This is a genomic window from Novosphingobium acidiphilum DSM 19966, assembly GCF_000429005.1.
Classification (GTDB): Bacteria; Pseudomonadota; Alphaproteobacteria; order Sphingomonadales; family Sphingomonadaceae; genus Novosphingobium; species Novosphingobium acidiphilum.
Map to the genome: position 1 here is coordinate 50429 of NZ_AUBA01000004.1, position 11995 is coordinate 62423.

The 11995-nt window shown below is 65.4% G+C and carries 10 protein-coding genes; 8 read left to right on the top strand and 2 right to left on the bottom strand.

Going from position 1 to position 11995, the window contains the following annotated elements:
* Positions 1-8: 8 nt before the first annotated feature.
* The 4 genes from G404_RS0104400 to purQ are packed head-to-tail and all read left to right on the top strand — an operon-like array spanning position 9 to position 5260.
* Positions 9-2852 carry a M16 family metallopeptidase gene (locus tag G404_RS0104400; protein ID WP_245584385.1) on the top strand — a complete coding sequence of 948 codons (2844 nt, stop codon included), beginning with the start codon at positions 9-11 and terminating at the stop codon, positions 2850-2852.
* A gap of 48 nt (positions 2853-2900) precedes the next feature.
* Positions 2901-4310: an amidase gene (locus G404_RS0104405; protein WP_028640013.1), complete on the top strand. Its 1410-nt coding sequence runs from the start codon at positions 2901-2903 to the stop codon at positions 4308-4310.
* 34 nt (positions 4311-4344) lie between these two features.
* Positions 4345-4578: a phosphoribosylformylglycinamidine synthase subunit PurS gene (purS, locus tag G404_RS0104410; RefSeq protein WP_028640014.1), complete on the top strand. Its 234-nt coding sequence runs from the start codon at positions 4345-4347 to the stop codon at positions 4576-4578.
* Between the two features lies 1 nt (position 4579).
* Entirely contained in the window at positions 4580-5260 is a 681-nt protein-coding gene (purQ, locus tag G404_RS0104415; protein ID WP_028640015.1) for a phosphoribosylformylglycinamidine synthase subunit PurQ, read from the top strand.
* Here purQ and G404_RS0104420 read toward each other — a convergent pair.
* Entirely contained in the window at positions 5257-5712 is a 456-nt protein-coding gene (locus G404_RS0104420) for an Lrp/AsnC family transcriptional regulator (protein WP_028640016.1), read from the bottom strand. The two genes, purQ and G404_RS0104420, sit on opposite strands and share 4 nt — an antisense overlap.
* A gap of 134 nt (positions 5713-5846) precedes the next feature.
* Here G404_RS0104420 and hppD point away from each other — a divergent pair, with 134 nt between their 5' ends.
* Genes hppD through phhA form a run of 4 tightly spaced genes read left to right on the top strand, consistent with a single transcriptional unit; the run spans position 5847 to position 9623 of the window.
* Positions 5847-6977: a 4-hydroxyphenylpyruvate dioxygenase gene (gene hppD / locus G404_RS0104425; protein ID WP_245584386.1), complete on the top strand. Its 1131-nt coding sequence runs from the start codon at positions 5847-5849 to the stop codon at positions 6975-6977.
* On the top strand, positions 6974-7516 hold the full coding sequence (locus G404_RS0104430) for a VOC family protein (protein ID WP_028640018.1): 543 nt from the start codon (positions 6974-6976) through the stop codon (positions 7514-7516). The genes hppD and G404_RS0104430 overlap by 4 nt, the downstream gene beginning before the upstream one ends.
* Positions 7489-8799: a fumarylacetoacetase gene (gene fahA, locus G404_RS0104435; protein WP_028640019.1), complete on the top strand. Its 1311-nt coding sequence runs from the start codon at positions 7489-7491 to the stop codon at positions 8797-8799. Before G404_RS0104430 ends, fahA begins: the two co-directional genes overlap by 28 nt.
* Positions 8796-9623 carry a phenylalanine 4-monooxygenase gene (phhA, locus tag G404_RS0104440; RefSeq protein WP_028640020.1) on the top strand — a complete coding sequence of 276 codons (828 nt, stop codon included), beginning with the start codon at positions 8796-8798 and terminating at the stop codon, positions 9621-9623. Before fahA ends, phhA begins: the two co-directional genes overlap by 4 nt.
* Here the strand turns inward: phhA and G404_RS18050 are convergent.
* On the bottom strand, positions 9620-11947 hold the full coding sequence (locus tag G404_RS18050) for a putative bifunctional diguanylate cyclase/phosphodiesterase (RefSeq protein WP_084601027.1): 2328 nt from the start codon (positions 11945-11947) through the stop codon (positions 9620-9622). The two genes, phhA and G404_RS18050, sit on opposite strands and share 4 nt — an antisense overlap.
* Between the last annotated feature and the right edge of the window lie 48 nt (positions 11948-11995).

An 11995-nucleotide genomic window follows, 5' to 3' on the forward strand; every position in this document is an offset into this window, starting at 1 on the left:
TTGCCCTGTTGCTGGCCTGTGCCCTGGTGCTGGGCGGATGCGCCACGGCAGACCCGCATCGCGCGCTGCACGCTGCGCAAACGCCCGACTGGGCCTTTGCGAACAGCGATGTCCCGCCCGATCCGGTATTCCGCTTTGCCCGGATGCCGTCTGGCCTGCGCACGATTGTCGCGCACAACGCCACGCCGGCAGGCACCGCCATGGTACGTATGGTGGTGCAGACCGGTTCGCTCGATGAAACCGCTGCGCAGCGGGGCCTGGCGCATTTTGTCGAACACATGGCGTTCGAAGGCAGCACGCATGTGCGCAGCGGCGAAATGGTCAAGCTGTTGCAGCGCGACGGGCTGGCATTCGGGGCCGATACCAATGCGTCGACCTCGTTCGAACGCACCACGTATCAGCTCGATCTGCCGCGCGCCGATCCGGCATTGCTGAACACCGCGCTGATGTTGATGCGCGAAACCGCAAGCGACCTGGCGTTTGATCCCGCGGCGGTGGATCGCGAACGCGGCGTGGTACTGGCCGAAATGCACGAAGGGCACGGGGCCGCGCTGTCCGACTGGCAGGGCATGGCGGCGTTTCTCTATCCGCGCGCAACGTATGTGCACCGTCTGCCGATCGGCACCGCGCAAAGCGTCGGGCGCGCCGATCCGGCGGCCTTGCGCGCGTTCTGGCAGGCGCATTACCGCCCCGAACGGACGACGCTGGTGGTGGTTGGCGATTTTCCGCCAGAGGCGATGGAACGCGCACTGGCTGCGCATTTTGCCGATTGGCACGGCGATCCGGCACCGGTTCCGCCGCGCATGGATGCAGGCACGGTCGATCCGGCGCGCGCCGATCGGGTGGACATCCACATCGATCGGGCACTGAGCGAGCGGATCACCGTGTCGCGCCACGGCGCCTGGCTGCACGAGCGGGATACCATTGCCAACCGGCGCCGGGCGCTGCTGCGCACGATCGCAACGCGCATTATCGACCGCCGGTTTCAAAGCCTGGCGCGCCGCGTCGATCCGCCGTTTCGCGGCGCGGGGTTTGGCACATCGCAGGTGTTCCACATCGGCCGCACCACCAATCTGGTGATCGATACGCGCGATGGGCAATGGCGGCGGGGCCTGGTTACCGCAGCCGCGGTGCTGCGCCAGGCGCTGGCCGAGGGGTTCACCCGGGCAGAGCTGGACGAACAACTGGCCGACCTTCGCACCGCGTTTGAAAACGCCGCCGCCGAGCAGGCGACGCGCAGCAACGCGGCGCTGGTCGGCGCAGCTCTGGCGTTGGTCAACGACGACGAGGTGCCCACCGCACCCGCCGATGCGCTGGCGCGGTTCAACGCGTTTGCGCCCACGATCACGCCGGCGCGCGTGCTGGACGCCTTGCGCGGCGAGGCGGTCGCGCTGACCACGCCGCTGATCCGGTTTCAGGGCCGGCTTGCCCCGCAAGGGGGCGCAGATGCGTTGCGCGCGGCCTGGGCCGAGGGGCAAAGTGCAAAGGCACAAGCGTTCACGCCGGTGGCGGGCGTGTTTGGCTATGCCGGCTTTGGCACCGCCGGCGCGGTGGTGTCGGACACGCGCGAGCAGCACCTGGGCATTCGCATGGTGCGCTTTGCCAACGGTGTGCGGCTCAATCTGCGGCACACCGATCTCGATCACGATCGCATCCGCATCACGCTGGCGCTGGCGGGCGGTGAGCCCGTGGCGACGCGTGCCAATCCGCTGGCCGTGGTCATGCTGCCGTGGCTGGAACAGGGCGGGCTTGGCAGGCACAGCGCCGACGATCTGCAAACGCTGCTCGCCGGGCATTCGGTGGGGGGCGGATTGGTCGCGTCGGGCGATGCCTTTGTGGCCGGTGCGACAACCACCCCGCGCGATCTGGCGCTCGAATGCCGCTATCTCGCCGCGCTGATCAGCGATCCGGGCTGGCGGCCCGAAGCGGAAAGCCGGTTTCACGAGGCCATGGCCGAACGGCTTATACGCCGCGATGTCACGCCAGGCAGCGCGCTGGCCTATGCGCTGGGCGCGGCACTGACCGACAGCGACCCGCGTTTTTCGATTGGCACCGAAGATGCCTATCGCGCGCTGTCATTCGCCCGGCTGCGCCGCGATATTGGCGAACGGCTGGCGCATGGTGCGATCGAGATCGGCATGGCAGGCGATCTGGACGAGAACGCAGCGATTGCTGCGGTGGCGCGCACGCTGGGCGCGCTGCCGCCGCGCATCGGTGATTTCCAACCTGATCCCGCCGCACTGCAACGGCACTTTACCGAGCGACGCGGAGCGATGGTGGTGTGGCACAAGGGGCCCGGGGATCAGGCGATCGTGCGCCTGGAATGGCCGACCACCGATGACCACGACCCGCGCGAAGACCTGACCCTGGACCTGTTGCGCGAAGTGGTGACAATCGCGGTGCAAGACACCTTGCGCGAGGCGATGGGCAAGACCTATTCGCCGCGCGCCAGTTCGGCGCAATCGGACCTGTGGCCCGGCTGGGGCACCTTTTCGGTTCAGGCGGCGGTAACCCCGGCCGATGTGCCGGCCACGCGCGCAGCGATCCGCCGGACGATTGCGGCGCTGATCGCCGCACCGGCCGATCCGGACCTGATCGCCCGCGCGCGCGCACCGCTGATGCAGCGCCTGGACAACCGACTGAAGGGCAATGGCGGCTGGCTGGCGCTGGTGGCGCGCGCACAGACCCGGCCCGACCGGATCGACCGTTACCTGGCGGCCACGGCCACCTTGGCCACAATCTCCGCTGCCGATATTCAGGCCGCCGGCGCCCGGTATCTGTCACCCGATCGTGCGGTCGAACTGCTGGTGATGCCGCAGGGCAATGTGAAAACGGAAAAAACCGGGGGATGATTGCACGGCGCGCTTGCGGGGCGCGCGCAGGGGGCCATGATACGGGGCATGACCGATCTTGCCGATCTGCCCGCAACCGCCATGGCCCCCGCCTTTGCCAGCGGCGCGCTGTCGCCGGTCGACGTGATCGACGCCGTGCTGGCGCGGGTGGCGCAGTGCGAACCGGCGATATGCGCCACCTATGCGCTTGATCGCGAAGGGGCACGCGATCAGGCGCGCAGGGCCGAGGCGCGTTGGCGCAGCGGCACCGCGCTGGGCCCGCTCGACGGGGTGCCGGTCACGATCAAGGAAATGATCGCGACCCGGGGTGTGCCCACGCCCATGGGCACCGCGGCCGGCGATCCGAGCCCGGCACCCGCCGACGCACCGACCCCGGCGCGGCTGCGCGAGGCAGGCGCGGTGATCTTTGCCAAGACGACGGCGCCCGATTTCGGCATGCTGTCGTCGGGTCTGTCGAGTTTTCACCCGCTGACGCGCAATCCCTGGGACCTGACGCGCAATCCCGGAGGTTCAAGCAGCGGCGCGGGCGCGGCAGCGGCGGCGGGCTATGGCCCTTTGCACGTGGGCACCGATATCGGCGGATCGATCCGGTTGCCGGCAGGGTGGTGCGGGATTTTCGGGCTGAAGCCATCGAATGGCCGGGTGCCGATCGATCCGCCCTATATGGGCCGGGTCGCGGGGCCGATGACGCGCACGGTGGCCGATGCTGCATTGATGATGACCGCGATCACCCGCCCCGACGCGCGCGATTACACGAGCCTGCCGGCCGCCGACCTGCCGTGGATGGATCTGCAACGCGATGTGCGCGGCCTGCGCATCGGACTGTTGACCGAAGCCGGCGCCGGCACCCCGGTCGAACCCGCGGTCAGTGCATGCATAGAGGCCGCGGCGGCTCTGTTCGAAGCCGGCGGCGCGATTGTCGAGCCGGCAGCGCCCTGGTTGACCGAGGCAATGTTCGAAGGGTTCGACACCTTTTTCCGCACCCGGTTCTGGGCGGTGACGCGCGCTTTGCCCCACGACCGCTATGCAATGATCCTGCCCTATATCCGGCAATGGGTCGAAGGCGGCGCCAATGCCAGCGGACTGGCGCTGTACGAAGGGTATCAGCAGTTGATGGCCATCCGCGAGGTGGGCGTGCGGTTCAGCCAGCGGTTCGACTATGTCCTGTCGCCGGTTGCGCCGATGCCGGCCTATGCTGCCGAATTGCCGGGGCCCAACAACGATCCTTCGCGGCCCTTCGACCACATCGCGTTTACGATGCCCGCCAACATGACCGAGCAGCCCGCAGCGTCGATCGATTGCGGCCAGACCGCCGATGGCCTGCCGATCGGACTGCAGATCGCGGGCCGGCGCTTTGACGATATGGGGGTCTTGCGCGTGGCGCAATGGTTTGAAACGGCGCGCGGGCCCGCGCGCAACTGGCCCCGGCCTTGCCCTTCGCCGCCGCTGGAGGCATAGGGCGCGCGACTCCCTCATGAAAAGAGTGCGAACGATGAAAGTGCGTGTCCATGTCAGCCTGAAGAACGGCGTGCTCGATCCGCAGGGCCGCGCCATCCACCATGCGCTGGAAGGCATGGGCTTTGCCGGGATCAACGACGTGCGGGCCGGCCGCCTGATCGAACTCGATGTCGCCGACGATGTGACCGACGCCGCGCTTGACGACATGTGCCGCAAACTGCTGGCCAACCAGGTGATCGAAAACTATCGCATCGAAAAGGTCGCCTGAGATGTCCTTTACCGCCGCAGTCATCACCTTTCCCGGATCGAACTGCGATCGCGACATGGCCGTGGCGATCGAGACGATCACCGGCGGCACGGTCCACCGGGTGTGGCATGGCGATGCGACGCTGCCCGGCGGTCTTGATTTCATCGCCCTGCCCGGCGGGTTTTCGTATGGCGACTATCTGCGGTCGGGCGCGATGGCGGCGCGTTCGCCGATCATGCAGGCGGTGATCGAACAGGCCGCGCGCGGCGTGGCGGTGCTGGGCGTATGCAACGGGTTCCAGGTGCTGACCGAAGCGGGGCTGCTGCCCGGCGCGCTGCTGCGCAACGCAGGCCAGCGGTTTGTCTGCCGCGATGTCGTGCTGACCGTCGCGACCAGCCAGTCATTGTTCACCAGCGGCTATTTCAAGGATCAGCGGATCACGGTGCCCGTGGCGCACCATGACGGCAACTATTACGCCGATGCAGCAACGCTTGACCGGCTGGAGGGCGAGGATCGCGTGGCGTTCCGCTATGCCGAACCGGTCAACGGGTCACAGCGCCAGATTGCAGGCGTGCTGAACACGGCCGGCAATGTTCTGGGCATGATGCCCCACCCCGAACGCATGATCGAGGCGGCGCACGGCGGCAGCGACGGGCGCGTGGTGTTCGAAAGCGTGCTGCGCGCGGTGGGCGTTGCGGCCTAAGCCAACGGCAGCGCAGTGGTGCGCTTGATCACGTTCAGCGTGATGCTCGACCGCACATTGTCGACATCGCCGTGGCCCAGAAGTTCCTCGTTGATCAGACGTGACAGGTCCTTCAGATCGCGCGTGACGATCCGCAGCAGATAGTCCGAATCGCCCGTGGTGGCGCAACAGTCGAGGACTTCATCAAGCGCGCTCACCCGGTCCTGAAACCGGCCGACCACATCGCGCGCATAGGATCCGAGCGTGATCGACACATAGGCCTCGACCATCAGGCCCAGCGCCTGTTCATCGAGTATCGCCACCTGTTTGCGGATCAGGCCGTCGTGCTGCATCCGGGCGATGCGCCGCGATACCTGGCTGGCCGACAGATGCACGGCATCACCCAGGTCGGCGTGCGATCGCGACGAGTCGGCTTGCAATTGCATCAGAATCTTGCGGTCAATGTGATCCATGCGTCAATATTGCAGCATAAGTCAATTTGTCGCAACAAATATGCACCATAGGCTGCTTTGACCGTACTGTTCGCGCTGACATTGCAGGGCAATCAGGTGTATGGTTGCGCATAATCGCATCCGGGAGATCCGCCTTGAAAGCGCCGACGCACGCTGTGCCGCATGCCACCGATCTGTTTGACAACCCGCTTGGCCTCGACGGGTTCGAATTCATCGAATTCTGCGCGCCCGATGCCGGCGCGCTGGAACCCGTCTTTGCGCGGATGGGCTTTGCCCATATCGCCAATCACCGGTCCAAACAGGTGCAGCTGTGGCGCCAGGGCGGGATCAACCTGATCGCCAATTACGAACCGCGCAGCCCGGCGGCCTGGTTTGCCGCCGAACATGGCGCATCGGCCTGCGGCATGGGCTGGCGTGTGCGCGATGCGGCGGCTGCCTATGCCGAGGCGCTGGCGCGCGGGGCCGAGCCCGTCGCCGTCAGCACCGGCCCGATGGAACTGCGCCTTCCGGCCATTCGCGGCATCGGCGGGTCGATCATCTATCTGATCGATCGCTATGACGGCGATGGCCGAGGCGGCCTGTCGATCTACGACATCGACTTCGTCTATTTGCCCGGTGTCGATCGGCACCCGGTGGGCGCGGGTTTTCACACCATCGATCACCTGACGCACAACGTCTATGGCGGGCGCATGGCGCATTGGGCGGCGTTTTACGAGCGCGTGTTCGGATTTCGCGAGATCCGCTATTTCGATATCAAGGGCGAATACACCGGCCTGACCAGCAAGGCGATGACTGCGCCCGACGGCAAGATCCGCATCCCGCTGAACGAAGAGGGCGGCCAGGGTGGCGGCCAGATCGACGAATTCCTGCGCGCGTACAATGGCGAGGGGATTCAGCACATTGCCTTTGCCAGCGAAAACCTGATCGCGGGCTGGGACGCGCTCAAGGCGCTGGGCAATCCGTTCATGAGCCCGCCGCCTGCGACCTATTACGAAATGCTGGATGAACGCCTGCCCGGACATGGTGAACCGGTGGCAGAATTGCAGAGGCGCGGCATCCTGCTCGACGGATCGACCACCGCGGGTGATCCGCGGCTGCTGCTGCAGATCTTTTCCGAGACGCAGATCGGCCCGGTGTTCTTCGAATTCATCCAGCGCAAGCGCGACGAAGGCTTTGGCGAGGGCAATTTCAAGGCACTGTTCGAAAGCATGGAGCGCGATCAGGTGCGCCGCGGCGTGCTGAATGTGGCGGAGATGGCCAAGTGAGCGCGCCCGTCCTGCACCGCATCCACCATGTCGCATACCGCTGCCGCGATGCCAAACAGACCGTCGAATGGTATGCCCGCGTGCTGGGCATGACTTATACCACCGCCTTTGCCGAGGATCATGTGCCGTCGACCGGCGATTTCGATCCTTATATGCATGTGTTCCTCGATGCCGGCGGCGGCAATGTGCTGGCGTTTTTCGAATTGCCGCAACAACCCGAAATGGGGCGCGATCCGGCCACCCCGGCCTGGGTGCAGCATATCGCGTTTGAAGTGGCGGACGAGGCGGCGCTGATCGCCGCCAAGGCGCATATCGAGGCGCAGGGCATCGACGTGTTGGGGCCGACCTATCACGGCGTGTTCCGGTCGATCTATTTCTTCGATCCCAACGGGCACCGGCTGGAACTGGCCTGCAATATCGGCACCGCCGACCAGTACGCGCAATTGCGCGCGCTCGCCCCTGTGATGCTGGAGGAGTGGAGCCAGACCAAGCGCGCGCCGCGCCACGCCGAATGGCTGCACAAAGAGCCGCAGGCGTGATCGACCATACCCACGATGCGCACGCGTCGAGTTGGGTTGCGGGCGCCGATGATCACGCCGATTTCCCGGTGCAGAACCTGCCGCTGGGGGTGTTTTCAGCGGGATCGGGGCACCCGCGGATTGGTACCGCGATTGGCGATCATGTGCTGGATCTGACCGGGATTGCCCTGCACCTGCCCGTGGCCTGCCGCGGTGCGCTGGGTGCCACGACGCTGAACGCGCTGTTTGCGCTGCCCGCAGCAGACCGTTGGGCGCTGCGTCACGCGGTTTTTACACTGCTGACCGACAGCGCCATGGCACAGCGGATCGCGCCGCACCTGCATCACATGGCCGATTGCACGCCACACCTGCCGTTCCGCATCGGCGACTACACCGATTTTTACGTCGGCATCCATCACGCCACCGCGATCGGCAAGCTGTTCCGCCCCGATCAACCCCTGCTGCCCAATTACAGGCACGTGCCGATCGGCTATCACGGGCGCGCCTCGTCGGTGCGGGTGTCGGGCACGCCGGTGAACCGCCCGCATGGCCAGATCATGCCCGCCGGTGCGGTCGCGCCGGTTCATGGCGCATGTCAGCGGCTTGATTGCGAGCTGGAGCTGGGCCTGTGGATCGCGGGCGACAATGCACTGGGACAGACCATACCGATTGCCCAGGCGCGCGACCGCATCGGCGGGCTGTGCCTGCTCAACGACTGGTCGGCGCGTGATATCCAGGCCTGGGAATATCAGCCGCTGGGACCGTTTCTGGCCAAGAATTTCCTGACCACGGTGTCGCCCTGGGTGGTGACGGCCGAGGCGCTGGCGCCGTTCTGGCTGCCACAGCCACCGCGCGCGGCAGGCGATCCGGCGCCTTTGGACTATCTGACCGACGCCGACGACCAGGCGCAGGGTGCGCTGTCGATCGATCTGGCGATCATGCTGTCGACACCCGCGATGCGCGCGCAGGGTCTTGGTCCGCACCCGCTGGCGCAAACCAACAGCCGCAACGCGATGTACTGGACGCCGGCGCAGATCGTGTGCCACCACGCCTCTGGCGGGTGCGATCTGCACGCGGGCGATCTGCTGGGTACCGGCACGCTGTCGGGTCCGGCACAGGGCAGCGAAGGCAGCCTGATGGAAATGAGCCGGGGCGGCCGGCATCCGATCGTTCTGCCCAACGGCGAAACCCGCAGGTTTCTTGAAGATGGCGACGAACTGGCGCTGATCGGCCACGCCCGCCGCGACGGATATCGCGCGATCGGGTTTGGCCCATGCATCGGCCGGGTAGAGCCCGCGCGATGACAGACAAGGCAACCGACTGGACCATTCCCCAGAACTGGGCGGCCTATACCCCCGCACAACACGCCACCTGGGACACACTGTTCGCGCGGCAGGCAAAGCTGTTGCCGGGGCGCGTGGCGGATGAATTTATCACCGGGCTCGACATCTTGCGGCTGTCCAAACCGGGCATTCCGGACTTTGACGAATTGTCCGAACGGCTGATGAAGGCCACCGGCTGGCAGGTTCTGGCGGTGCCGGGGCTTGTGCCCGACGACGTGTTTTTCGACCATCTGGCCAATCGGCGGTTTGTGGCGGGCAATTTCATCCGGCGGCCCGACCAGCTTGATTATCTGCAGGAACCCGACGTGTTCCACGATGTGTTTGGCCATGTACCGCTGTTGGCGAACACGGTGTTTGCCGATTACATGCAGGCTTACGGGATCGGTGGGCAACGCGCCAACGGGTTGGGCGCGATCCGCAATCTGGCGCGGTTGTATTGGTATACGGTGGAATTCGGGCTGGTGCAGACCGCGCAAGGGTTGCGCGTCTATGGCGCGGGGATTGCCTCGTCATACAGCGAGACACTGTTTGCGCTGGACGATCCTTCGCCCAATCGCATCGCATTCGATCTGCGGCGGATCATGCGCACCTGCTATCGAATCGATGATTTTCAGCAGAGTTATTTCGTGATCGACAGCTTCGCAGCGCTGCTCGATGCGACACTCAGGACCGATTTCGGACCATTGTATGACGCGCTGGCCACACAGCACGACATCGCGGCCGATGCCATTGTTGCCGATGACCGCGTTTTGTCGCGCGGCACCCAAAGCCACGTTCAACGCTAGGCCGCAGCGTCGCGCGCGTTTTTGGTCATATCCTCGATGGTCCTGCGCGCCTTGGGCTTTGGTGCGACCAGCTCATAAGCCTCTTCCGGCGGCATGGGGCGCCCGAACAGATAGCCCTGGATCTTGCGGCAGCCGAGTTGCCGGACCATCGCCAGTTCTTCTTCGGTTTCGACGCCTTCGGCGGTGGTCGACATTTCCAGGCTGTCGGCCATGGCCACCACCGCGCGCACGATCGCCAGGCTTTCGGGATTTGACCGCGCCGCGCCCTGGACAAAGCTGCGGTCGACCTTGATCGTCGAAAAGCGGATCTTGCGCAAATACCCGAGCGAGGAATAACCGGTGCCGAAATCGTCGAGCGCGACACCGCAGCCCAGCGCGATGATCCGGTTCAGCGTTTCCAGCGCCACGGTCCCATCGCGCAAGAACACGCTTTCGGTGACTTCGATTTCCAGCCGGTGCGGCGGCAGCCCGCTGGCGGCCAATGCACTGACGACGGTTTCGGAGAACCCGGTTTCCAGCAGCTGTTCGCCCGAAACGTTCACCGCGATCTTGATCGGAGCAGGCCAACGAGCCGCCTCCTGGCAGGCCGTGCGCAGCGCCCATTCGCCGATCGGCACGATCAGCCGTGCGTCTTCGGCCACAGGAATGAACCGCGCCGGGGACACCGCACCATGTTCGGCGCTGGTCCAGCGGGCCAGGGCTTCAAAGCTGAGCACTTTGCCGCTGCTGGCATCGACCACCGGCTGATAAACGAGTGAAAATTCTTTTCGTTCAAGCGCATGACGCAGCGCCATTTCAAGCTGGCGGCGCTGTTCGGCATTGGTGTGCAGCGATGGTTCGTAGCAGAAATGGGTGCCTCCGCCTTCATCCTTGGCGCGATAAAGCGCCAGATCGGCATTGCGCATCAGCGTTTCCACCGTCGCACCGTCGCGCGGCCCGATGGCAGAACCGACACTGGCGCCAATATAAAGCGTGTGGTGATCGACGAGATACGGCTGTGACAGGCCCGAGATGATCCTTTGCGTTACGGTGTAGATCGTTTCGCTGTCGGCGCCATTGCCCAGCACCACTGCAAATTCGTCACCGCCCAGCCGCCCGCACAGCCCGGCCTCACCCACGTAAGTGCCCAGCCGTTCGGCCACCAGTTCCAGCAATTTGTCACCGATCAGGTGCCCCAGGGTATCGTTGACCGCCTTGAACCGGTCGAGATCGATCATCAGAAAGGCGCAACGGCTGCGGAACTGATCGGCGCGGCGCATCGCGGCATCCAGCGCTTCGGTCAGTTGCAGGCGGTTGGGCAGGCCGGTCAACGTGTCATAGCGTGCCAGATACGCGATCTGTTCTTCGCTTTCGCGCCGTTCGGTCACATCCGAACCGACCCCGCGAAACCCCACAAAGGCGCCGTTTTCGTCAACCCGGGGCGATGCGGACAATTCCCACCAGCGATGGATGCTTTTGATCGTGACCCGCACCAGCAGATTGGAAAAGCTTTCGCGCCGTTTCATGCGTTCGGCCAGGTCATGCAGCGACGAATGGAAAAACCCGGTGTCCCAGCTTTCGCCGGCGATCAACTGGATCAGTGGCTTGCCTTCGACATCGTCGAGTTCCTGCCCCAGTGCAAAGGCAAAGCGGGGCGACACATTGCGCACGCGGCGGGCCGAATCGACCTGCCACAGCCAGTCAGCCTCGCCCTCTTCAAATTCGCGCAACAGCAACGAGACAACCTCGCCCTTGTCGCGCAATCCCGCTTCGGCCAGTTTGCCATCCAGGAAATTGCGCGCCGTTTCAAAGGCACCGATCGACACGAACAGCACGAAACACGCCGCCACCGACGCGGCAGTCGCTTCGCCGTGCATGACGAAGGCCCCGATGCCGGCAAGCCCCAGGATCCACACAAAGACCTGCGCGCCAAGCGGCACCGCGGCAAAGGCAAAGCCCATCCCCGCCATCAGCATCGCCATGATCGACCAGATCACGCCGGTATCGGTCGTGCCCAGCCACGGCGCGAATGCCACGATCGGCAGCGCCCAGATACATGCCAACCCGGCCGACCCAAGTGCCTGAACCCGGATCTGGCGCACCCCCACCCGGCGCTGGTTGGCCGGACAAAGCCGCCGGTCAAGCATGACCGAGGCGACCACGGCGGCGACCAGCAGGCACAACCAGCCCAGCCCGAGCAGCGTGCCGACACTGGCCCGCAAGACGCGCATCATCAACAGCGCTGCAATCGCATGCGCCAGCATCCGGCCCAAAGTCAGCCGGGTCAGTCCGCCAAACTGCAGGCGGCGCAGCCGTCCCCAGTCACCATCGGCCGGGTCGGTCATTCCCAGAACGGCTGTCCACAACAGACGCGACGGCAATGCCGGTTTGGC